The following is a 22,216-nucleotide window of genomic DNA, read 5'->3' on the forward strand; positions in this document are numbered from 1 at the left end:
TGCCGGAACGCTTGCCGCGGCCGGTCAAGACAGGCATCCCCCGGCCGAAACGCGACAGGGGGCGGCGATGGATTGGGTCGAGGGCATCGGCTATCTCGGGACGGCGCTGACCATCACGGCGACGGCCATGAGCACGATGATCCCGCTGCGGATCATCTCGCTCTGCGCGAGCTGCGCCGTGATCACCTACGGCATCATGATCGGCAGCATGCCGGTGGTGCTGACCGAATTGATCCAGATGCCGTTCAACGCCTACCGGCTCTGGCAGATGCTGCGCCTCGTCCGTGACGTGGAGACGGCCGCCGAGAACGACCTGTCCCTGGAATGGCTCCGGCCCTTCGGCTCCCGACGCCCGTTCGGCATCGGCGAGGTGGTGTTCCGCAAGGGGGATCTCGCCACCGAGATGTACTACATCGAGAGCGGCGTGTTCCGGATCCCGGAGGTCGACCTCGAGGTGCGCCAGGGCGGGATCGTCGGCGAGCTCGGGCTCCTGTCGCCCGGCAACGCCCGCACCGCCTCGCTGGTCTGCGTCGAGGCGGGACACGCGCTGTGCGTGTCCTACTCGGACGTGAAGCAGCTCTACTACCAGAACCCCGAATTCGGGTTCTACTTCCTCAAGCTGACCAGCGAGCGGCTCTTCCAGGGTGTGCAGGGCATGTCCAAGCCCCAGGCGGTGGCCGGCGACGCCCTGTGAGGCGCCGCCGTCCGCTGCTCAGTGTCCGCCGCTCAGAGCATGCTCGGCAGGATGCGGTCCGGCGGCCGGTGTCCGTCCATGAAGGTCTTGATGTTGATGATGACCTTCTCGCCCATGTCGGTGCGGCTCTCGTAGGTCGCCGAGCCCATGTGGGGCAGGAGGACGACCTTGCCCTGGCGGGCGAGCTTGACGAGGCGCGGGCTGACGGCGGGCTCCTGCTCGAACACGTCGAGGCCGGCCGCCGAGACCTCCCCGCCCTCGATCAGGCGCGCCAGGGCGTTCTCGTCGATCACCTCGCCGCGGGCCGTGTTGACCACGATCGCCTCGGGCTTGAGCAGCTTGAGGCGCCGGGCCGAGAGCAGATGGTAGGTGGCGGGCGTGTGCGGGCAGTTCACCGACACGATGTCGACGCGCGCCAGCATCTGGTCGAGGGATTCCCAGTAGGTCGCGTCCAGCGCGCTCTCGATGGCGGCCGGCACCCGGCGGCGGTTGTGGTAGTGCACCTGCAGTCCGAAGGCGCGGGCGCGCTTGGCCAGCGCCTGGCCGATCCGGCCCATGCCGACGATGCCGAGGCGCTTGCCGGTGATGCGCCGGCCGAGCATCCAGGTCGGCGACCAGCCGGTGGTCCACTCGTCGTCCGGGATGATCCGCGCGCCCTCGGTGACCCGGCGGGCGACCGCGAGGATCAGCGCCATCGTCATGTCGGCGGTGTCCTCGGTCAGCACGCCGGGCGTGTTGGTGACCGTGATGCCGCGCTCCAGCGCCGCCGCCACGTCGATGTGATCGACGCCGTTGCCGAAATTGGCGATCAGGCGGAGGTTCGGGCCGGCCTGGGCGATCAGCCCGGCATCGATCTCGTCGGTCACGGTGGGGACGAGCACGTCGGCCTCGCGCAGGGCCGACGCCATCGCGTCCGGCGCCATCGGCGCGTCCTCGGAATTGAGCCGGACGTCGAACAGTTCGCGCATCCGCGTCTCGACGGCATCCGGCAGGCGCCGCGTCACGACCACCAGCGGCTTGCGCTTCGACACGTCTCTCTCCCCGTCAGCCCAGCGGCCTTGATCGCGGCTCGCGCCCGGCGGCTCCCGCCCGGACCGCGTCCCGCAAGCGTCCGTTAACCGAACTCGGCCAGACAGGATCGGTCACGGGGCGCCGGTTCCGGAGCCTGTTCCGACCCATCGGCCTCTCTACCAGAGGTGGGCCGGAACACAATCGGATGCGGACCGGTCCGCGTGTCGAACCGGCCCCGCTTTCGACATGTCCGGCGCCCAGCAACGCCACGTCTGGATAGGGAGACGACCATGCGCGTGTCATGCCTCAGCCTCGCCGTCGCGGCGGTGCTGGCCGGCGGCCTCGCGACCGGTGCCCGCGCGGCGCCGCCGACCGGCCCCGAGGCCGGGGTCGGGCCGGTGACCAAGCTGCCACTGCCGCGCTACGCGAGCCTGAAGACCGATCGCGTCAACCTCCGCGAAGGCCCCTCGAAGGATCACAGGACGCTCTGGGTGTTCCAGCGGGCAGGCCTGCCGGTCGAGATCGTGGGCGAGTTCGAAACCTGGCGCAGGATCCGCGATTCGGAGGGCACCGAGGGCTGGGTGCTGCACTCGCTGCTGTCCGGGCGCCGCACCGCCATCGTGAATGCCGGCCCCGACAAGGGTGTCGAGAAGGCGGCCGTGTCGCTGCGGGCCAAGGCCGACGACGGCGCCGACGACGAGGCCAAGCTCCAGACCGGCGTGATCGGCAGCGTCAAGAGCTGCACCGGCACGTGGTGCCGCATGATCGTCGCGCTGCCGAACAAGCGGGACGTCGACGGCTACATTCGCCAGAATCGCCTGTGGGGCGTCTACCCGAACGAGATCGTGGAATAGAGGTCCGGGCGCCCCGACGGCGCCCGTCCGTCATTCCGGGCGGCGGCGCGCCTGCTCCCGGCACGCCGGCAGCCCGAAAAAGCGAAGGCCCGGACGATGCCGGGCCTCGCGTCGCTCGCGTACTGCGTTGGACCCGGGCCTCAGCCCTGGCGGCGGCCCGCCGGACGGCTGCGGCGCAGGCGCACGATCACCTCAACCCCGGCGATCTCCATGCCCTCGGGCGCCTCGGGCAGCGAATCGACCGTGATGCCGCAATCCGGCATGTCGATCACCTGGCTCTCGTCCTCTAGGTAGAAATGGTGGTGCTCGGTCGGGTTCGTGTCGAAATAGGCCTTCGACCCGTCGAGCGCGAGCTGGCGCAGGAGCCCGGCCTCGGTGAACTGGTGCAGCGTGTTGTAGACGGTCGCCAGCGAGACCGGCACCTTGGCGCGCATCGCCTCGTCGTACAGCATCTCCGCCGTCAGGTGGCGGTCGCCGCGGCCGAAGAGCAGCCAGCCCAGGGACAGGCGCTGCCGCGTCGGGCGCAGGCCGGCCCGACGCAGACGGTCGCGCAGGTCGGACAGCGGACAGCCGCGGCGCGGAGTCCCGTTGGCCTCCAACTGGGGGGCGGGGACCCGGCCGTTGAAGACGGCCTGGAATGGCACCGGTTCGGACATCGCTGGACTGAACGCTCGACGAGGGGCCTGAAGGAACGGATGTCTCCTCAGTATATTGAAGTGGTCGGACAGTCGCAACCCGAGCGTTGCCGCATACCCGCGGCTGCAGGCTTTGAAGGCGCGGCGCCCCGTGCTAACCCGCGCGCCAGCCGATGGGCCGAGTATAGTCGCCCGCGACGCGAAGATCGCGCACATCCGAGGAAACAGCCAACGCAATGCCGCCAGACGCCGAGACACAAGCGCATGGTGCGAACCGCCGGTCGCACTATTCCTACGAGGATCTTCTGGCCTGCGGGCGCGGCGAACTCTTCGGATCCGGCAACGCGCAGTTGCCGCTGCCGCCGATGCTGATGTTCGACCGGATCACGTCCATCGGGACCGAGGGGGGCGCCCACGGCAAGGGGCACGTGACGGCCGAGCTCGACATCCGGCCGGACCTCTGGTTCTTCCCCTGCCATTTCCAGGGCGACCCGGTGATGCCGGGCTGCCTCGGCCTCGACGCCCTCTGGCAGATGCTGGGCTTCCATCTCGGCTGGCTCGGCTCGCCGGGCCGCGGGCGCGCCCTGGGCGTCGGCGAGGTGAAGCTCGCCGGCCAGGTGCTGCCGACGATCAAAAAGGTCGTCTACAATGTCGACGTGAAGCGGATCCGGCAGGGCAAGCTCGTGCTCGGCATCGGTGACGGCTGGCTCGAGGCTGACGGCGAGCGCGTCTATCAGGTCCAGGACATGCGGGTCGGCCTGTTCCAGAGCTGAGCCGCAGCCGCCGCGCGTCCGGTTCGCGGCTTGGCCGCAACGCCGGACGGTCTCGGCGGTTGAGATTGTGTCCGCGTCACCTTAGCTGACCGTGACGCGGCCCGGGCGACCGGGACCGCGACGGAGGTAGTGTCACCATCATGCGCCGTGTCGTCATCACCGGGATGGGCATCGTCTCGTCCATCGGCAACAACACGCAGGAGGTGCTCGCCTCCCTGCGCGAGGCCCGCTCGGGCATCGCGCGCGACGCCAGCTACGCCGAGCACGGCTTCCGCAGCCAGGTCTCCGGCGCGCCCACCCTCGATCCCGAGGGCGTGGTGGACCGGCGCGCGATGCGCTTCCACGGCGGCGGGACCGCCTGGAATCACGTCGCCATGGATCAGGCGATCCAGGATGCCGGCCTGGATCAGGGCGACATCTCGAACGAGCGCACCGGCATCATCATGGGCTCGGGCGGTCCCTCGACCCGCGTGATCGTCGAGGCCGCCGGCATCGCGCGGGACAAGGGTCCCAAGCGCATCGGCCCGTTCGCCGTGCCGAAGGCGATGTCGTCGACCGCCTCGGCGACGCTCGCGACGTGGTTCAAGATCCGCGGCGTGAATTACTCGATCTCCTCCGCCTGCGCGACGTCGAATCACTGCATCGGCAACGCCGCCGAGATCATCCAGGGCGGCCGGCAAGACATCATCTTCGCGGGCGGTTGCGAGGATCTCGACTGGACGCTCTCGGTGCTGTTCGACGCCATGGGCGCCATGTCGTCGAAGTACAACGACACGCCGTCCCGTGCCTCTCGCGCCTACGACGCCAACCGCGACGGTTTCGTCATCGCGGGCGGTGCGGGCGTGCTGGTCCTGGAGGAGTTGGAGCACGCCAAGGCGCGCGGCGCCCGGATCTACGGCGAGGTCGCGGGCTACGGCGCCACCTCGGACGGCCACGACATGGTCGCGCCGTCGGGCGAGGGCGCCGTGCGCTGCATGCGCCAGGCGCTGGACGGGCTGAAGGGCGCGCGGATCGACTACATCAACCCGCACGCCACATCGACGCCGGTCGGCGACGACAAGGAGATCGAGGCGATCCGCGAGGTGTTCGGCCGCGGCGAGGATTGCCCGCCGATCTCGGCCACCAAGTCGCTGACCGGCCATTCCCTGGGCGCCACCGGCGTGCAGGAGGCGATCTACAGCCTGCTGATGATGAACAACAGCTTCATCTGCGAGAGCGCGCATATCGACACCCTCGATCCGGCCTTCGCCGACATGCCGATCCTGCAGCAGCGCCGGGACAACGCGCAGCTCGGGCACGTGCTGACGAATTCCTTCGGCTTCGGCGGCACCAACGCCACCCTGGTCCTGAAGCACGTCGACGCCTGATCGCCCGGCGCGGAACCGCCGGCCGAAGGCCGGCGTTTACCCGTCGTTGAGATCTGGTGGTGGTGATGGGGACATTCATCTTGGGAACGCTGGGCGGCCTGATGATCGCCGGCGTCGCCGCGATCTACGCGAAGCAGGTCGCGCTGGAGGAAGCGGAGACCCACACGGACGGGCATTTCTGAGCCCGGCCGCCGCGCCACCGTCGCCCCGCCCGCCGGCGGGGCTTTTTTTTGCCCGTTGCCGGACACCGCCGCGTTTGGAACACTGCGCGAGCCGCGTTAAGGCAGCTTGCCGCGGGTCGCTCGTCGCGACCCCGGTCCGGGCCCGCTTCGCGGGTCCGGCGTGCTCGGTCAGGATGTGAGTCGGCATGACGGGTTTGATGGCGGGCAAGCGCGGCCTGATCATGGGCGTCGCGAACGATCACTCGATCGCCTGGGGGATCGCGAAGGCGCTGCACGAACAGGGCGCGCGACTGGCCTTCACGTATCAGGGCGAGGCCCTCGGCCGCCGGGTGGCGCCGCTCGCCGCCAAGCTCGATTCGGATATCGTCCTGCCCTGCGACGTCGAGGATCTGGCCTCGGTCGACGCGACCTTCGAGGCCCTGGACGCCCGATTCGATGGTGGCCTCGACTTCGTGGTCCACGCCATCGGCTTCTCCGACAAGGCGCAGCTCAAGGGCCGCTACGTCGACGTGACGACGCGCGAGAATTTCGTGCGCACGATGACGATCTCGTGCTTCTCGTTCACCGAGATCGCGCAGCGCGCGGCCAAGCGGATGAGCCAGGGCGGCTCGCTGCTGACCTTGACCTACGGCGGCGCGACCCGGGTCATGCCGAACTACAACGTCATGGGCGTCGCCAAGGCGGCGCTCGAGGCCTCGGTGCGCTACCTGGCGAGCGACCTGGGCCCGGACGGGATCAGGGTCAACGCGCTCTCCGCCGGTCCGATGCGGACGCTGGCCGGGGCCGGGATCGCCGACGCGCGGCTGATGTTCAACCACCAGCGGGCGCACGCACCGCTGCGCCGCACGGTCAGCCTGGAGGACGTCGGCGGTTCGGCCCTCTACCTGCTATCGCCGCTCTCGGGCGGCGTCACCGGCGAGATCCACTTCGTGGATGCCGGCTACAACATCATCTCGATGCCGCGCCCGGACGTGCTGCAGGCGCAGGACGAGGCCGGCGTCGTCGGGGACGCCTGAGGCGCCTCACTCCTCCGGGATGCGCCCCGGGGGCAGGGGACCGGCCGGCGAACCGCGCTCGCCGCGGACCGAGCGCCGCTCCCGGGCGGCGCGCGCCTCCTCCGCGGTCGGCGGCGCCGAGGGATAGTTCGACGCGAAGGGGTTCGGCGGCGCCCCGCGCCCGGAGCCGCCGAACAGCTTGTCGAGGAAGCCTTCCTCGGCGTTCGCGGGTCGGGCGACCAGGAGAAGGGCGAGGGCGAGGATCGGGCGAAGCTGCATCGTCGTCGTCTGCGTGCCGGGACCGAGCCGGGTTAGGGCCACTTTCCGGCGGATCGGAGGCCGAGTCCCCGTCGCCTGGAACCCCGGCGCGTCCGGCGGGTTCGCGGTCAACGATGAGGGCGCGTACAGGAGGCGTGATGTCCGAGGTAACCTATCGCATCGTCGAGCACGACGGCGGCTTCGCCTACAAGGTCGGCGACGTGTTCTCCGAGACGTTCCCGAGCCGCGAGGAGGCGCTGCAGGCGGCGCAGGCCGCGGCGGCGGAGCAGCAGGTCCCCGGATCGACCGAGGGGATCCGCTACCAGGATCAGGCCGGCGGCTGGCACGACGAGACGGCGCAGGGCAGCGACCGGCCCAGCGCCCGGGTCGTGGAGTAGCCGCAGCGGACGGGACGGACATGCGCGATCGTCCGCAACGGCGGGAAATCTCGTGGCGCGTGCGCGGCGCGTAACCCCGGCCGCGGCGCCGGCCGGCCGCAGGGCGCCCGCCCTGCCGAAGGGCGCGCGGCGGACGACCCCGTCGCCGGAGACGCTGGCGGCGCTCGGCCCGGAGCGGCTGATCGCGCTGATCCTCGGCGAGACCGGGCGCAACCCGGCCTTCAAGAAGCTGGTGAGCGCCGCGCTCGCCTCGCTCCAGGGCCCCGAGGCCGTCGCGGCGATCGTCGACCGGCGGCTGACGGCCCTCGAGGGCGCCCAGGGCTACATCGATTGGCAGAAGCGCCGGACCTTCGCAGCCGACCTCAACACGACCGTGACGGTGATCCTCAACGAGCTGCGGCCCCTCGATCCGGGGGCCGCGCTCGACCGGCTCCGCCGCTTCCTCGACGGCGCCGACGCGGTCCTGAACCGCGTCGACGACAGCACCGGCGCCGTGCAGGGCGTGTTCGACCGCGCCGCCACGGCCTTCGTGGAGATCGCCGGCGCCCTGCCGCCGGAGGACGCCGCCGGGGTAGCGGCGCGCCTCGTCGAGCCGTTCGCGACGGATCCGTTCGGCCCCCTCGGAACCGTCCTCGGCGACATGATCCCGGCGCTGCCCGAGCAAGCCCTCGCCGAGATCGACGACCGGCTCTCCGCCGCCGAGGCGGCCCTGCCGCAGGGCGGGGATCCCCGCCGCGACGCGACCCACCACCGGCAGGCGGCCCGGATCGAGATCCTGCGCCTGCGCCAGGCCGTCGCCGACCGGCGCGGCGACACCGACTCCTTCATCGCCCTGGAGCGGGCGACCTTGCCGGGGCGGGAGAACCGCGTGGCGATCGCCCGGCGGCTCCTCGACGCCGGGCGCGCCACCGAGGCGCTGGACTGGATCCGGCGCATGCAGGACCCGGGCCTGCGCATCGCCACCCGGGCCGACCTGATCGCCGGCTTCGACCTGCGCGGACCAGAACGGGAGCGGCAGGCCCTGGAGATCGAGATCCTCGACGCGCTCGGCCGGGGTGAGGAGGCGCAGGCCCTGCGCTGGGGGCGGTTCGAGCGCGAACTCGACGCGCCGATGCTGCGGGCCTTCCTCGCCAAGCTCCCGGACTTCGACGACGAGGAGGCGCTCCTGCGCGCTCTCGACCACGCCGAGGCCTTCCCGCAGCCGCACCGGGCGCTCGCCTTCCTGGCAGCCTGGCCGGATCTACGCCGTGCGGCCGCGCTGGTCGTCGCGCGGCCTGAGACCTGGCAGGGCGACCAGTACGCGGTGCTGGCGCCGGTCGCCGAGGCGCTGGCGCAGGATCACCCCCGGGCCGCGACGATCCTGTATCGCCGGCTCCTCGACTCGATCCTCGAGACCGGCCGCAGCGCCGCCTACCCGCACGGCGCGCGCTACCTCGCGGAACTCGACGCCCTGGCGGGGCGCATCGCGACCGGCGACGTCGATCCGGATCCGCAGGCCTACCGCGCTGCTCTGCGGCGGGCGCACGGCCGCAAGCACGGGTTCTGGAGCCTAGTGCGCGACTGAACCGGACGCGCGGCCGGCTCAGTCCTCTAGCACGATGGCGTCGACCCGGTCCGGGTAGAAAGCCACGTGGTCGCGGATTGCCGCGACGGCCGGGTACGGGTCGCCGTAGCTCCAGACCGCGTCGGGGCGCCGATCGCCGTCGACGACGAGGTCGAAATAGTGGGCGTCGCCCTTGTACGGGCAGTGGCTCGTCCGCGCCGAGGCGACGAAACAATCGGCGCGGATGTCGCTTCGCGGCACATAGAAGACCGGTGGGTACTGAGCCTCCTGCAGCCGCAGGGCGTTCCGGGTCTCGGCGACCGCGGCGCCCGCCACGACGACGCGGACGCGGCGGGACTCGGGCTCGACGGTGATCGGGTGGTCCGGTCCGGGCAGCTTCACGGCGTGTTCCCTCCCTCGGGCTTCAGCTCGACGGTCCCGAGCGCGTCGGCGAGGCGCGTCTTCGCGGTCCCGGGCCGCAGGGGCTTCTGCTGGGTCTCGTGCGGCGCCCAGCCCGAGAGCCACAGCACCTCGAAGGTCGCCCGCACGCGACCGTCCGGGTCCGAGAACCGCTCGGCGTAGATCTCGGCCATGCGCAGCAACGTCGCCCGCCGCAGCGGCGTCCGCCGCCGCTCGGTGAGCACATTGGTCATGCCCATGGCCCGCAGGTCGCGCATCAGGCCGAACGGGTCGGCGTAGCGGACCGTCAGCGTGTCGGTATCGGCCACCGGCAGCGCGAAGCCCGCCCGCTGCAGCAGGCCGCCGGCCTCGCGCACCGCCGCGAAGGGCGCCACGCGGGGGCTGACCCCACCCTCGACCTCGCTCTCGGCCTGGGCGAAGCTCTGGCGCAGCTCCGTCAGCGTCGCGCCGCCGAGCAGGCAGCCGACGAACAGCCCATCCGGACGGAGGGCGCGGCGCAGCTGGATCAGCGTGCCGGGGAGGTCGTTCACGGCGTGGAGGGCCAGCAGCGACACGGCGAGGTCCAGGCTCCCGGTCGCCAGCGGCAGCGCCTCGGGATCTCCGACGATCAGGTCGCCACCCGGCTCCGGCAGGGCCGCGAGGCGGACATGCCGCGCCGCCGGATAGCGGGCGGCGAGCAGCCGGGTCGCCACGGGACGCGGCGTGGCGAGGTCGAGAACAGAGACGAAGCTGCGCAGGACGGCGCCGAGCCGGTCGTCGAGATCCTCGGCGAGGCGGTCGAGGAGGAAGCCCGGGTAGCCGAGGCGCCCGGCACGGGCGAGGCGGCGGCGGGCGAGGCGCGTGTCGAACAGGGCGGCGGGAGCATCCATCGGGGGGCAGATGGCATCTGCGGTCGCGTCGCGCCACCGTCGCCGCGCACGGTCTCGTGAGCTGCGCTAGGATGCTGGAACGACTCGGGAGCGTCGCTGTTCCTGCTGCAACCGGCCCAACGGCCGAGATTCCTCAGGGAGCACACATCATGAAGCGCATGCTCGTCGGGGCCGCCGTGGCCCTCACCACCCTGGCCGCTGCGGGCGGCGCCGAGGCGAAGGGCTGCATCAAGGGCGCCATCGTCGGCGGCATCGCGGGTCACTACGCCGGCCATCACGGCCTCGTCGGCGCCGCGGCCGGCTGCGCCATCGGCCGCCACCGCGCCAACGCTCGCGACCGTCAGGTCGAGCGGCAGCAGATGGCGCCGCAGGCGCGCCCCGTCTCGGCCCAGTAAGCCGGGTCTGCGGGAGCGCGTCGCGCGCATGACGGCCTTCCAGGCCGTCGCCACGGCCCTGCGCGGTCTGCCGCGCGGGGTCGTCTCCCTGATCTACCCGCCCACCTGCGCGGGCTGCGGCGGCGCCACTGCCGACCCGGGCGCCCTCTGTCCGTCCTGCTGGTCGAGCCTGCGCCTGATCGAGGAACCGGTGTGCCAGCGCTACGGTACGCCCTTCGCGGTCGACCTCGGGGTCGGCCCGCTGGTGTCGCCCCGGGCCATCGCGGAACCGCCGGTCTTCGGCCGCGCCCGGGCGGTCGCCCTCTACGATTCCGTGGCGCGGCGGCTCGTCCATCGCCTGAAGTATGAGGACCGGCTCGATCTCGCCGGCGTGATGGCCCGGATGATGGCCGCGAGCGGCCGGACCCTGATCGCCGAGGCCGAGTGCCTCGTGCCGGTACCGCTCCATCGCGGACGCCTGTGGCGGCGGCGCTTCAACCAGTCCGCCCTGCTGGCGCGGGCGATCGCGGATGCGGCGGGGCGGCCGTGCGTCGCCACGGCCCTCGTGCGCGTGCGGGCCACGCGATCCCAGGTCGGCCTGAGCCGCGCGGCGCGGGCCGAGAACCTGAGCGGCGCCTTCCGGGTCGCTTCCGCCGAGCAGCACCGCGTCCGCGGGCGCCGGGTCCTCCTCGTGGACGACGTCATGACCACCGGCGCCACCGGCAACGCCGCCGCCCGCGCGCTCCTGCGCGGCGGGGCGACGTCCGTGGATCTCCTGACCTTCGCCCTCGTCGGCGACATCGCCGGCTGAGCCTGCCTTCAGCGCCCGGCCTGCACCCGCTCCGGGAAGCCCGCCGCCAGGGTGAAGTCGAACGCCTCCGCGATCCCCTCGTACCACAGCGAGAACGGCGTCGGACGCGCGAGGTGCAGGGCGCCCTCGGTCTCGCGCCCCTCGTGCTGGAGGGCCGCCCCGTGCTTGGCCGCGAGCCGCAGCATGGGCCCGTTTCCCGACAGGCAGCGGACGTGGAGATCCTTGACGCCGCGATGCCGCGCCGCGCGGGCGATCCGGGCGAACAGGGCGGCCCCGATCCCCTTGCGGCGGAAGGTCTGCTCGACCGCGAAGGCCGCCTCAGCGTGCGGCCCCAGGGCGTAGCGGGACGCGCCCGGCCCCATCGGCCGCAGCTCGGCGAGACCGCGCAGCACGCCGCCCACGAAGGCGCCGTACATCACGCCCTCCGCGGTCAGCGCCTGCGCGGCGTAGGCCCGGACTCCGGCCTCGCTGACATTGCCCATGAAGCGGCTCGCCCGGGTCTCCGGATCCAGCCGCAGGAAATAGTCGAGGACCGCCGCGCGGTCCGCCGGCCAGAGACGCCGGATGGTGTGGGTCGGCCCATCGAGGGCTTGTACCGCCATGATGAAGCTCCGGTTCGTGCGCGCTGCCGCGCGGGGTGATCCGGACGCTCCTCCCAAGAGACCGCCGGGATGTCGCATCCCCGTATTCATTGTGCAATGCAGCAGAGTGCGGGGCCGGTCGGTCGCGGGCCTGCCATGCGTGGGACCGATGGGAGGCTTCGATGGGACGCCTCGATGGGACGCCTCGATGGGACGCCTCAATGGGACGCTTGCCCGCGGCTGTTCGGCCGCGGGCTTGATTCAGGCCGAGCTTGCGCGGCACTGGAACAGGCCCCGGGTCGTTGACCGCCGACGCGGGTGCAGGGGGTGCCGAACCGGTACCGCGATCAGCAGCGAGGAACCGGCGGCGTGAACGACAGATCCGGCAAGCCCATCGCCCCGTCGCCGGCGGCGCTCGCCGGTGCGGTCTCGCCCGGCCCGGTCCACGAGCGCTACGAGGCGCTGGTCGCCACCGGCGCCATCGAGCGCGATCCCGCCCAGGCGCACCTCGTGCGCGCACTCGACCGGCTGGTCGTCGACCTCCAGCGCCGCAAGCGGGCCAGCAAGACGAGCGCCCTGGGGTGGCTGTTCCGTCGCAAGGACGAGGCCGAGGCGATCAAGGGCCTGTACATCTGGGGCTCGGTCGGGCGCGGGAAGACCATGCTGATGGACCTCTTCCACGAGGCGGCGCCGGAGCCGAAGCGGCGCGTCCATTTCCACGGCTTCCTGGCCGACGCGCACGAGCGGATCCACGCCTACCGTCAGGCGCTGAAGGCCGGCACCGTCAAGGGCGACGACCCGATCGGACCGGTGGCCGACCAGCTGGCCGACGAGGCGACCCTGCTGTGCTTCGACGAGTTCACTGTCACCGACATCGCCGACGCGATGATCCTGGGTCGCCTGTTCAACCATCTGTTCCGGCGCGGCGTCACCGTCGTCGCGACCTCGAACGTCGAGCCCGACCGACTCTACGAGGGCGGCCTCAACCGGGCGCTGTTCCTGCCCTTCGTGGCGAACCTCCAGGAACGCGTGACCGTCGTCCGCCTCGACTCCCGGACGGATTTCCGGCTCGAGAAGCTCGGCGGCGCGGCGGTCTACCATGTCCCCGCCGACGCGGCGGCGCGCGCGGCCCTCGACGCCGCCTTCAAGGCGCTGACCGGCAAGGCTCGCGGCCTCCCAGCGACGGTCACGGTCCACGGCCGGGCCGTGGCGGTTCCCGAGCAGGCGACCGGCGTGGCCCGGTTCGGCTTCGACGATCTCTGTCGCCAGCCCCTCGGCGCCTCCGACTACATGGCACTCGCCCGCGCCTACCACACGGTGATCCTCGACGGGATCCCGGTGATGGGCGAGGCGGAGCGGAACGAGGCCAAGCGCTTCATCACGCTGGTCGACACGCTCTACGACCGGCACGTGAAGCTCGTGGCCTCCGCGGCCGCCGAAGCGCAGGACCTCTACACCGCCCGGACCGGCCGCGAGGCCTTCGAGTTCGACCGGACCGTCTCGCGCCTCATCGAGATGCGGTCGCGGGAATATCTCGGCCAGCCGCACGGCCGGCCGGATTCCGAGGCGTCGGGCGCCACCACCGGGCTGGTGGAGACGTGAGCGCCCCGTCGCGCGCCGGATCGATCTTCGGCCTGCGCCGGCGCAATTGGCGCGGCGCCGGCCCGCTGGGCTGGCTCCTCGGCTCGCCCGTCGCCTTCATCCTGCTGATCGTCGCCCTGGGCAGCGGCACGGCCAATTACGTAACCGGCGAGACCGACCGGGCCGCGACCGCCCGGGCGAACGCGACGATCGCCGGGATCGAGCGCCTGATCTCCGAGGTCAAGGACCTGGAGACCGGGGAGCGCGGCTTCGTGCTGGTCGGCAGCGAGGATTACCTCCGTCCCTACACGACCGCCCTCACCAAGATCGACACGGAGCTGACCGGCCTCGGCGCCGCCGCGCAGGAGTCGGTCCGGGCCGGCGGCCCGTCGCTCGCCGGGCTGATCGCGCAGAAGCGCGACTTCGCCGCCCGGGTGGTGGAGGCGCGGCGGAACCGGGGCTTCGACGCCGCCATCGACCTCGTCCGCACCGGCGAGGGCAAGCAGCTGATGGACGCGATCCGCGCCGAGTCGGCGGCCCGGCAGGCCGCGACCCTGGAGCAGCTCGCGACCATCCAGGCGCGCGAAGCGTGGCGCGGACTCCTTCTGTTCCTCCTCTCCGCGGCGGCGGCCCTCGGAGCGATCGTGCTGCTGGCGCGCCTCGCCCTGGTGCGACGGCAGGAATCCCTGCGGATGTCCCGCCTCCTCGACGGGGTGCTGGCCAACGCGCCGGTGGGGCTCGGCTTCCTCGACCGTGACCTGAAGATCCGGCACATGAACCGGGCGCTCGCCACCATGAGCGTGCGCGGCTTCGGGGCCGATCTCGGCGCGCCGATCTGGGCCATGCTCCCGACTCTGCGGGAGGAGCTGGCCCCGAAGCTGGCCGCGGCCCTGACGGAAGGCCTGGTCTCGCCGAACGTGCCGGTGGCGGTGCCGACCCCCTCGGCGCCGGGCGGCGTGCGGCATTTCTCGATGAGCTTCTATCCGCTCCGGGGCGAGGAGAGCGCGGCGGCCGACCAGAGCGTCGAGGGCGTCGGCCTCGTGGTGGTCGACGAGACCATCCGCCACCTCGCGGAGGCCCGGCTGCGCCGGAGCGAGGAGCGCTTCCGCTCGCTGATCGAGGCGAGCGCCGCCATCGTCTGGACCGCCAACCCGGAAGGGAGCCTCCATCGCCGCCAGACGGCCTGGACCCGCTTCACCGGCCAGGACGAGGCCGCCTACGCGGGGCTCGGCTTCCTTGACGCGGTCCACCCGGAGGACCGTGCGCATACCCGCGCCGCGTGGACCCGCGCTGTCACCAGCCTGGAACCCTACGCCACCGAGCACCGGATCCGCGCCGCCTCCGGGACCTACCGGCACATGAGCGTGCGCGCCGTCCCGATCCTCGAACCCGACGGCACCCTGCGGGAGTGGGTCGGGACCCACACGGACATCACGGAGCGCAAGGAGGCCGAGGCCGCGATCGAGGCGGCGCGCGCGGCGGCCGAGGCCGCCAACGCGGCCAAGAGCCAGTTCCTGGCCAATATGAGCCACGAGCTGCGCACCCCGCTCTCGGCGGTGATCGGCTATTCCGAGATGGTGCAGGAGGAGCTGGAGGATATCGGCGAGGCCGATCTCGTCACCGACATGAAGAAGATCGAGACCAACGCCCGCCACCTCCTCGGCCTGATCAACGACGTGCTCGACATCTCGAAGATCGAGGCCGACCGGGTCGAGATCTACGCGGAGGATTTCGAGGTCGCCGCCGTGGTGCAGGAGGTCGCGGTCACGGTCGAGGGTCTCGTCGCCAAGAAGGGCAACACCCTGGCGCTGGAGCTGGAGCCGGGCCTGGGCAGCGCGCATACCGACGTGACCAAGCTGCGGCAGTGCCTGATCAATCTCCTGAGCAACGCCGCGAAGTTCACCGAGGATGGCCGGATCACCCTGGCGGTCGCCCGGGCGGACGGTGCGCTGCGCTTCTGCGTGGCCGACACCGGCATCGGCATGACGCGGGAGCAGGTCGGCAAGCTGTTCGAGCGGTTCACCCAGGCCGACGCCTCCACGACGCGCCGGTTCGGCGGCACCGGGCTCGGCCTCGCGATCACCCGGGCCTTCGCCGAGATGCTGGGCGGCTCGATCACCGTGGACAGCCGCGAGGGGCAGGGCACCACCTTCACGCTGACGCTGCCGGACCGTTTCGAGGCCGCCGCGGCCGAGGACGCGGACCCGGCCGCATCGGGAGACGGCGACCGCGGGACGATCCTGGTGGTCGACGACGACGCCGCGACCCGCGATCTGCTGGCGCGCTTCCTGGAGCGCGAGGGCTTCTCGGTGACGGTCGCCGAGGACGGGCGGCGCGGACTCGATCTCGCTCGCAGCCTGCATCCGCGGGCCGTGCTCCTCGACGTCACCATGCCGCAGATGGACGGATGGGCGGTGCTGCGGGCCATCCGGGCCGATCCCGAGATCGGCGCGACGCCGATCGTGATGGTGACGGTCCTGGACGAGCAGAACCTCGCCTTCTCCCTCGGCGCCACCGACTACGTGCAGAAGCCGATCGACTGGGGGAGCCTGCGCCAGATCGTCGACCGCTTCCGCCTCGCCTCGGGTGACGGCGCGATCCTCGTCGTCGAGGACGAGGCCGACGTCCGCGAGCACGTCTGCGCCTATCTCGCGCGCGAGGGCTTCCCGGTCCGCGAGGCCGAGAACGGCCTGCGCGCTCTGGCAGCCCTGGAGACGGAGCGCCCATCCCTCATCCTGCTCGACCTGATGATGCCCGAGATGGACGGATTCGCGTTCCTGCGGGCGCTGCGGGCCCGGCCTGACAGCCGCGACGTGCCGGTGGTGGTGCTCACCGCCAAGGACATCACGGCCGAGGACCGGCGCCGTCTGGCCGGTCAGGCCGACAGGGTGCTCGCCAAGGGCTCGACCGGGCTCAAGGAGCTGGCCCGCGAGCTGCGTGCCCTGGTCCCCGCGACAGAGGACGCGCCCGCCCAGGGACCCGAGCCCGGCTGAGCGCCCGCGGACGACGCGCGGTCCCGGTCCCGGATCGGGGATGGTGCCGCGTCAGAGACCCCGGAACGCCAGTATCAGCGCGCCGACGGCGATGCCCCAAAGGGCCAGCGTCGACCAGATCGCGCGGTAGCGTTCGTTGCGGGCGAAGCGCTCCAGCCGACGGGCATCGCCGGTGCCGGCCTCGTCGAGGCGGACCAGCACGCGCTTCAACCGCATGGCAAGGTCCGGGATGTCGCCGACGACGTCGGACACGACCTTGAGGGCGTCCAGGCCGCTCTGCGCCCGGCCGACCGGCCCCATGTTGCGGGCGATCCAGGCGCGCACGACCGGCTCGGCCGTGGTCCACATATCGAGGCGCGGGTCGAGGGAGCGGGCGACGCCCTCCACCACCACCATGGTCTTCTGGAGCATCACCAGCTCGGTGCGGGTGCTCATGTCGAACAGGGCCGTGACGTCGAACAGCAGGGTCAGGACCTTGGCCATCGAGATCTCGTCGGCCCGGCGCTGGTGGATCGGCTCGCCGATGGCGCGGATCGCCTGCGCGAAATCCTCCACGGAGTGGTGGGCCGGCACGTAGCCCGCCTCGAAATGGACCTTCGCCACCCGGCGGTAATCGCGCAGGATGAAGCCCAGCAGGATCTCGGCGAGAAACCGGCGCTCGTTCGGGCCGAGGCGGCCCATGATGCCGAAATCGACCGCGACCAGCCGGCCCTCGGCATCGACCAGCAGGTTCCCCTGGTGCATGTCCGCATGGAAGAAGCCGTCGCGGATCGCGTGCCGCAGGAAGCTCTGGATGACGGTCCGGCCGATCGTCTGCGGATCGTGCCCCCGGGCGGCGAGCTCCGCGGCGCTGTGCAGGCGGGTCCCCTCGATCCACTCGGCCGACAACACCTCGCGGGCGGTCAGCTCCCATTCCGGCCTCGGCACACGGAAGTCCGGATCGTCCTTGGTGTTCTCGGCGAGCTCGGAGGCGGCCGCCGCCTCCAGGCGGAAATCCATCTCCATCAGCACCGAGCGCGCGAGGATCTCCACCACCTCGCGCGGGCGCAGCCGCTCCGCCTGCGGCGACAGGGCGTTCACCACCCGCGCCATGAAGCGCATGACCTCGAGGTCGCGCATGAAGCGCTCGCGGACGCCAGGCCGCATCACCTTCACGGCGAGGGCGCGCTGCGTGCCGTCGGGATCCTGCACGATCGCCTTGTGGACCTGCGCGATCGAGGCGGCGGCGATCGGCTCGCTGAACGATACGAACAGGGCGCTCACGGGCTTGCCGAGGGCGGCCTCGACGGTGCGAAGCGCGACCGCCTGCGGGAAGGGCGGCACCCGGTCCTGCAGTTTCTCCAAGTCGAAGGCCGCGCGCATGCCGACGATGTCGGGCCGCGTCGCCAGGAACTGGCCGAATTTCACGTAGGACGGGCCTAGGCGCGTCATCGCCGCAGAGAGCCGGGCCGCCCCGTCGTCGAGGCCGGGCCGCTCGAGGGAGCGGCCGATCCGCAGGGCGAGGCGCAGGTGCGGGGGCAGCTCAGAGGGGTCGACGAGGGCGAGGGCGCCCTCGCGGGCCAGCACGAAGCCGACCCGCGCGCCGCGAAACAGGTTGACGGCGGCGCTGATCACCGGTGCTGGCTCCCGTCGCGCGCGGCGGCGGTCAAGAGACCTTCCAGCCCGAATGGATCGCCACGATCCCGCCCGTGAGCGCCCGGTCGGTGACGTGCCGGAAGCCCGCGCGCTCGATCATGCCCGCGAAGGCGCCGCGGGTCGGGAACTTCCGGATCGACTCCACGAGGTAGCGGTAGGACTCGGCGTCCCCGGCCACCCGGGCGCCGATGCGCGGGATCACGTTGAACGAGTAGGCGTCGTAGATGCGGTCGAGCAGCGGGATGTCGACGGCCGAGAATTCCAGGCAGAGGAAGCGCCCACCGGGCTTCAGCACCCGCCGCGCCTCGGCAAGGGCCGTCTCGATCCGCGGCACGTTCCGGATGCCGAAGGCGATCGTGTAGGCGTCGTAGGAGGCGTCCGGCAGCGGCAGCGCCTCGGCGTTCCCGGTCACGAAGGCGATCCGGTCGCCGGCCTCGTCGACCTTGCGCTCCCGCGCCCGCTCGGCGCCGACCCGCAGCATCGACTCGTTGATGTCGAGGACGGTGACTCGGGTGCGCGGACCGCCCGCGGCCAGCACCCGGAAGGCCACGTCGCCGGTGCCGCCGGCGACGTCGAGATGCGCGAAGGCGCGGTTCTGCGGCGGCCGCAGCATCGAGACGAGCTGCGCCTTCCAGGCCCGGTGCAGGCCCGCCGACATCAGGTCGTTCATGATGTCGTAGCGGCGGGCGACCGAGTGGAAGACGCTGTCGACGCGCCCCTGCTTCTCGTCGAGCGCCACGCGCTCGAAGCCGAAATCCGCGCTCGCGCGCTCAGACGCCCCGTCTCCGGCCTTCATGACGCTCCCAATCCTCGATGGGCGCGTCATAGCGAAGGTCGCGCCCGACCGCCATGCGTCGAAACACGCGGCTGGGGACCGACCCCGGTGCTGCGACGCGCCGAAGACGTGTCTCAGCCGACCCGGGTGCGGAGCGCGTCCGCCACCGCGCTGGCCATGGCGCGCGTGCCCATCGGGTTCGTGCCCTCGCCGGCGATGTCGGCGGTGCGCGCGCCGCCCGCGAGGGCGTCGGTGATGGCGCCGTCGAGGGCGTCGGCCGCGTCGCCGAGGCCGAAGGAGTAGCGCAGGCACATGGCGAGCGAGCCGATCATGGCGATCGGGTTGGCCTTGTCCTGGCCGGCGATGTCGGGCGCCGAGCCGTGGACCGGCTCGTATAGCGCGCGGCGCAGGCCGCTCGCGTCGACCGCGCCGAGGGAAGCCGACGGCAGCATGCCCAGCGAGCCGGTGAGCATGGCGGCGATATCGGAGAGCACGTCGCCGAACAGGTTGTCGGTCACCAGCACGTCGAACTGCTTGGGCCGGCGCACCAGCTGCATGGCGCAGTTGTCGGCGAGGATGTGCTCGAGCTGCAGGTCGGCGTAGTGCTCGGCGTGCACCTTGGTGACGACCTCCTTCCAGAGAACGCCCGACTTCATCACGTTGTGCTTCTCGGCCGAGGCGACCCGGCCCGAGCGCTTGCCCGCGAGGTCGAAGGCCACGTGGGCGATCCGCTCGATCTCCGCCGTCGTGTAGACCTGGGTGTCGACCGCCCGCTTGGAGCCGTCCTCCAGCGTGGTGATCTCCTTCGGCTCGCCGAAATAGACGCCGCCGGTGAGCTCCCGCACGATCATGATGTCGAGTCCCTCGACCAGCTCGCGCTTCAGCGCCGAGGCCTCGGCCAGTGCCGGGTAGCAGATCGCCGGGCGCAGGTTGGCGAAGAGGTCGAGTTCCTTGCGCAGGCGCAGCAGGCCGGCTTCGGGGCGGTTCTCGTAGGCGACACCGGCCCATTTCGGTCCGCCGACCGCGCCGAGCAGGATGGCGTCCGCGTCCCTCGCGCGCTGCAACGTCGCGTCCGCGAGCGGGACGCCGTGCGCGTCGAGGGCGCTGCCGCCGACGAGGTCGGTCTCGGTCTCGAAGGTCGCGAGACCGGTCTCCTTGAGGGTGTCGAGCACCACCTGCATACCGCCGGCGACCTCCGGGCCGATCCCGTCGCCGGGGAGGAGCAGGAGCTTGTAGCTGGCCATGACGGTCTCGCGGGTTCGGTCTCGACGTGCCGGCGGGCTTTATCGAGGCTGCACCGTCATTGGCAAGCTTCGGCGAAGCGCCGGCCCGCAGGCCGGGACGGATCGGGCACCGCGGTCAGAGGATCACGACCCGGCCGGTGCCGATGTCGTAGAAGCCGCCCACGACCTTCACCCGCTCGGCGGCGACGGCCTCCGCGATGATGGGGCCGGCCTGCTCGAGGCGCCGGACGCTGTGCCGGACATTCTGGGCGATGGCCTCTGCGAGGGGATCCTGCGCACGCGCCTTTTCGGCCAGATCCACCGCCGGACGAATCGCCTCGATCAGCACGGGGAGATGACCGGGGAGCGACGCGTCGGTCTTCATGACGTCGATCGTCGCCTTCACGGCCCCGCAATCGGAATGGCCGAGGACGAGGATCAGCGGCGCGCCCAGGACCGACACGCCGTATTCGAGGCTGGCGAGACCGTCGGTGGTGACGAAGTTGCCGGCGACGCGGACGACGAACAGATCGCCCGGTCCCTGGTCGAAGATGAAATCCGGGGCGACCCGGGCATCGGCGCAGCCGACGATACACGCGATCGGATACTGCGCCGCGGCTCGCGCGGCGCGACCGGCCGAGAAGTCCCGGTTCGTCGACGTGTTGGCGACGTAGCGGCCGTTGCCGTCGCGCAGCCGCGTGAGGGCCGCCTCGGGCGTGATGGCGTTCGATCGCGCGCCGTCGGGGGCCGCCTCGGCCCGCCGGATCCCGGCGGAAGCCCCCATCACGGTACCGGCCGCGGCCAGCAGGCCGCGCCGGGAGAGAGAGGGTCGATGCAGATCGCACACGGTGGACGGTCCCCTTCGCATCTGACGCCGGCCAGGCCCGGCGGACCGCTCGCTCCGGCAGCGCTGAGACAAGCACTGCGAGTCGTATCCCGGCGCGTTCTTCACCACCGAGTCCAAACTTTGCAGGAAGTCCTGGACCGAAGGCCGGGCGCGCGGCATCCCTTCGGCCGGATCCGGCTGAGTCGGGGCGCGGATGTTGGACGATCATTTCCGGGCGCGGATCGCTCTGCTTCGATCCGAGCGCGATTTCCGCCTGGCGGTCGCCGGTTACTGCCAGGGCATGATCGAACCGGCGCAGATTGTTTGGCCGAGCCACAAGCTGCTCAATCAGATCGGGCGCTACGTGGTCTCGTTCATGCTGATCCACAACGACTACGCGTGGCGGCACCACGGCGGTCCCCGCCCCACCCTGACTGTCCTCCAGGCGATGGTGGGATCGAGCCCGAGGCAGACGGCCGGCTTCGTGTCGGCCCTGAAGGCCGGGCGATTCGTCACCGCGGTGGCGGATCGGGGCGACGGGCGCGTGAAATGCCTGCAGGCGGCGCCGGCCCTGGTGACCGAGATCGCGCGGAGCGGGCGCCTGTTCGTCGCCGCCATGGACGCGGTGACCCGTCGCGACCCGGGCCGCGCCAGGATGCTCGACGGCCCCGACCGGCTCGGGGAGCTGGTCCGCCTTTCGGCCGCCCACGTGCTGCGGCACGGCACGCTCATCGCGCCGTTCCCGCGGGTGCTCCATTTCGCCGGACGGGACTGCGGCTACCCGCTGCTCACGGCCCTGGTCGGGGCCCACTATGCCGCCACGGTGCCCGGCGCGCCGGCGGCGGTGTCGCTCAGCCTGCGCAGCCTCGCCGAGCGGCTGGACGTGTCGCGGGCCCATGTCGGCAACCTGCTCGGCGAGGCCGAGGCCGCGGGATGGATCCGGATCGCCGGCGGCCACCTGACCGCCTTCGACCCGACGCTGCTGGCGGAGTTCGAGGTCTGGGCCGCCGGGCAGATGCTGTTCTACGACGATCTCGCGGCGGCGATCCTCGCGGAGGCGCCGGCCGCGCCCGTCCCGGCCGGCGCCTCCGGACACGTCGGCCTCGCTTGTGTTCCGGTCGATCCGGGGATACCTACGGGCGGCACCGCGCCGTGAGAACGTCCCGCGCGGGTCGCCGACAGGAGAGACGAGCCTTGGCCAGAGCCGGCTCAGCGATCGAGACCGCCCGCGCCGCCTCTACGGCGCTGCGGTCCCGTGCGCGCCGCTCCGGGCTCCTTCTTCCGCTTCTGCTTACCCGCCCCTGAGGGCCGTCCGGGCGCGCGCCTGGGCCTTCAGGGGAGTTCTTTCATTCGCGATTCCGCCCGCGAGGGCACCACGCCGCGCCGCGCCATCACGTGCCGGGCGGCCCGCGACAGGG

The 22,216-nt window shown here is 71.9% G+C and carries 22 protein-coding genes; 12 read left to right on the forward strand and 10 right to left on the reverse strand.

The genetic code is table 11. The annotated features are described in order from the left end of the window. The first annotated feature begins 67 nt into the window (after positions 1-67). Positions 68-694, forward strand: a complete 627-nt coding sequence (locus ACQKQD_RS15895) for a Crp/Fnr family transcriptional regulator (protein WP_056528908.1) — start codon at positions 68-70, stop codon at positions 692-694. A 32-nt stretch (positions 695-726) separates the two neighbouring features. Here the strand turns inward: ACQKQD_RS15895 and ACQKQD_RS15900 are convergent, their stop codons facing one another. Then, on the reverse strand, positions 727-1,725 hold the full coding sequence (locus ACQKQD_RS15900; RefSeq protein WP_020092116.1) for a 2-hydroxyacid dehydrogenase: 999 nt from the start codon (positions 1,723-1,725) through the stop codon (positions 727-729). A gap of 270 nt (positions 1,726-1,995) precedes the next feature. Here ACQKQD_RS15900 and ACQKQD_RS15905 point away from each other — a divergent pair, with 270 nt between their 5' ends. After that, a complete protein-coding gene (locus ACQKQD_RS15905) occupies positions 1,996-2,559 on the forward strand; it encodes an SH3 domain-containing protein (RefSeq protein ID WP_427508831.1) in 564 nt (187 codons plus the stop codon). Between the two features lie 140 nt (positions 2,560-2,699). Here the strand turns inward: ACQKQD_RS15905 and irr are convergent, their stop codons facing one another. Then, positions 2,700-3,215, reverse strand: coding sequence for a Fur family transcriptional regulator Irr (irr, locus tag ACQKQD_RS15910; protein ID WP_012319639.1), 516 nt, complete (start codon positions 3,213-3,215; stop codon positions 2,700-2,702). Positions 3,216-3,430: 215 nt separating this feature from the next. Here irr and fabA point away from each other — a divergent pair, with 215 nt between their 5' ends. The 3 genes from fabA (at position 3,431) to fabI (ending at position 6,532) form a co-directional block, all read left to right on the forward strand. Continuing rightward, positions 3,431-3,967, forward strand: a complete 537-nt coding sequence (gene fabA, locus ACQKQD_RS15915) for a 3-hydroxyacyl-[acyl-carrier-protein] dehydratase FabA (protein WP_427508832.1) — start codon at positions 3,431-3,433, stop codon at positions 3,965-3,967. A 140-nt stretch (positions 3,968-4,107) separates the two neighbouring features. Continuing rightward, positions 4,108-5,334, forward strand: a complete 1,227-nt coding sequence (gene fabB / locus ACQKQD_RS15920; RefSeq protein ID WP_427508833.1) for a beta-ketoacyl-ACP synthase I — start codon at positions 4,108-4,110, stop codon at positions 5,332-5,334. Between the two features lie 367 nt (positions 5,335-5,701). Continuing rightward, positions 5,702-6,532: an enoyl-ACP reductase FabI gene (gene fabI, locus ACQKQD_RS15925; RefSeq protein ID WP_427508834.1), complete on the forward strand. Its 831-nt coding sequence runs from the start codon at positions 5,702-5,704 to the stop codon at positions 6,530-6,532. Positions 6,533-6,538: 6 nt separating this feature from the next. On the opposite strand, the gene ACQKQD_RS15930 is transcribed toward fabI, so the two are convergent. Beyond that, on the reverse strand, positions 6,539-6,832 hold the full coding sequence (locus tag ACQKQD_RS15930; protein ID WP_427508835.1) for a hypothetical protein: 294 nt from the start codon (positions 6,830-6,832) through the stop codon (positions 6,539-6,541). 95 nt (positions 6,833-6,927) lie between these two features. On the opposite strand from ACQKQD_RS15930, the gene ACQKQD_RS15935 reads away from it, so the two are divergent. Both ACQKQD_RS15935 and ACQKQD_RS15940 read left to right on the forward strand, forming a co-directional pair. After that, on the forward strand, positions 6,928-7,167 hold the full coding sequence (locus ACQKQD_RS15935) for a hypothetical protein (protein WP_427508836.1): 240 nt from the start codon (positions 6,928-6,930) through the stop codon (positions 7,165-7,167). Positions 7,168-7,219: 52 nt separating this feature from the next. Beyond that, positions 7,220-8,731, forward strand: coding sequence for a DUF6880 family protein (locus tag ACQKQD_RS15940; RefSeq protein WP_427508837.1), 1,512 nt, complete (start codon positions 7,220-7,222; stop codon positions 8,729-8,731). A gap of 18 nt (positions 8,732-8,749) precedes the next feature. Here the strand turns inward: ACQKQD_RS15940 and ACQKQD_RS15945 are convergent, their stop codons facing one another. Further along, entirely contained in the window at positions 8,750-9,112 is a 363-nt protein-coding gene (locus ACQKQD_RS15945) for a DUF427 domain-containing protein (protein WP_056528925.1), read from the reverse strand. After that, positions 9,109-9,999 (reverse strand): methyltransferase domain-containing protein, encoded by an 891-nt coding sequence (locus ACQKQD_RS15950; RefSeq protein WP_056528928.1) that lies wholly within the window; start codon positions 9,997-9,999, stop codon positions 9,109-9,111. The genes ACQKQD_RS15945 and ACQKQD_RS15950 overlap by 4 nt, the downstream gene beginning before the upstream one ends. Positions 10,000-10,148: 149 nt before the next feature. On the opposite strand from ACQKQD_RS15950, the gene ACQKQD_RS15955 reads away from it, so the two are divergent. Both ACQKQD_RS15955 and ACQKQD_RS15960 read left to right on the forward strand, forming a co-directional pair. Further along, the gene (locus tag ACQKQD_RS15955; protein WP_020092126.1) at positions 10,149-10,394 is read left to right on the forward strand and encodes a hypothetical protein; all 246 of its coding nucleotides are present in this window, start codon (positions 10,149-10,151) and stop codon (positions 10,392-10,394) included. Positions 10,395-10,422: 28 nt separating this feature from the next. Continuing rightward, the gene (locus tag ACQKQD_RS15960) at positions 10,423-11,184 is read left to right on the forward strand and encodes a ComF family protein (RefSeq protein WP_020092127.1); all 762 of its coding nucleotides are present in this window, start codon (positions 10,423-10,425) and stop codon (positions 11,182-11,184) included. A gap of 8 nt (positions 11,185-11,192) precedes the next feature. Here the strand turns inward: ACQKQD_RS15960 and ACQKQD_RS15965 are convergent, their stop codons facing one another. Beyond that, positions 11,193-11,786 carry a GNAT family N-acetyltransferase gene (locus ACQKQD_RS15965; protein WP_020092128.1) on the reverse strand — a complete coding sequence of 198 codons (594 nt, stop codon included), beginning with the start codon at positions 11,784-11,786 and terminating at the stop codon, positions 11,193-11,195. Between the two features lie 348 nt (positions 11,787-12,134). Here ACQKQD_RS15965 and zapE point away from each other — a divergent pair, with 348 nt between their 5' ends. Both zapE and ACQKQD_RS15975 read left to right on the forward strand, forming a co-directional pair. Then, on the forward strand, positions 12,135-13,367 hold the full coding sequence (zapE, locus tag ACQKQD_RS15970) for a cell division protein ZapE (protein WP_056529318.1): 1,233 nt from the start codon (positions 12,135-12,137) through the stop codon (positions 13,365-13,367). After that, the gene (locus tag ACQKQD_RS15975; protein WP_427508838.1) at positions 13,364-16,339 is read left to right on the forward strand and encodes a response regulator; all 2,976 of its coding nucleotides are present in this window, start codon (positions 13,364-13,366) and stop codon (positions 16,337-16,339) included. The genes zapE and ACQKQD_RS15975 overlap by 4 nt, the downstream gene beginning before the upstream one ends. A gap of 51 nt (positions 16,340-16,390) precedes the next feature. Here the strand turns inward: ACQKQD_RS15975 and ubiB are convergent, their stop codons facing one another. The 4 genes from ubiB to ACQKQD_RS15995 form a co-directional block, all read right to left on the reverse strand. Further along, entirely contained in the window at positions 16,391-17,953 is a 1,563-nt protein-coding gene (gene ubiB, locus ACQKQD_RS15980; RefSeq protein WP_132366688.1) for a 2-polyprenylphenol 6-hydroxylase, read from the reverse strand. A gap of 31 nt (positions 17,954-17,984) precedes the next feature. Further along, positions 17,985-18,770 (reverse strand): bifunctional demethylmenaquinone methyltransferase/2-methoxy-6-polyprenyl-1,4-benzoquinol methylase UbiE, encoded by a 786-nt coding sequence (gene ubiE, locus ACQKQD_RS15985; protein WP_427508839.1) that lies wholly within the window; start codon positions 18,768-18,770, stop codon positions 17,985-17,987. A gap of 113 nt (positions 18,771-18,883) precedes the next feature. Further along, a complete protein-coding gene (gene leuB, locus ACQKQD_RS15990; protein WP_091676710.1) occupies positions 18,884-19,993 on the reverse strand; it encodes a 3-isopropylmalate dehydrogenase in 1,110 nt (369 codons plus the stop codon). A gap of 115 nt (positions 19,994-20,108) precedes the next feature. Beyond that, positions 20,109-20,840 (reverse strand): carbonic anhydrase, encoded by a 732-nt coding sequence (locus ACQKQD_RS15995; RefSeq protein WP_427508840.1) that lies wholly within the window; start codon positions 20,838-20,840, stop codon positions 20,109-20,111. Between the two features lie 172 nt (positions 20,841-21,012). Here ACQKQD_RS15995 and ACQKQD_RS16000 point away from each other — a divergent pair, with 172 nt between their 5' ends. Continuing rightward, complete coding sequence (locus ACQKQD_RS16000; protein WP_427508841.1) at positions 21,013-21,954, forward strand: hypothetical protein; 942 nt, start codon at positions 21,013-21,015, stop codon at positions 21,952-21,954. Positions 21,955-22,216 lie beyond the last annotated feature (262 nt).

This window comes from Methylobacterium sp. NPDC080182 (assembly GCF_050281105.1).
In the GTDB taxonomy this organism is placed as follows: Bacteria; Pseudomonadota; Alphaproteobacteria; order Rhizobiales; family Beijerinckiaceae; genus Methylobacterium.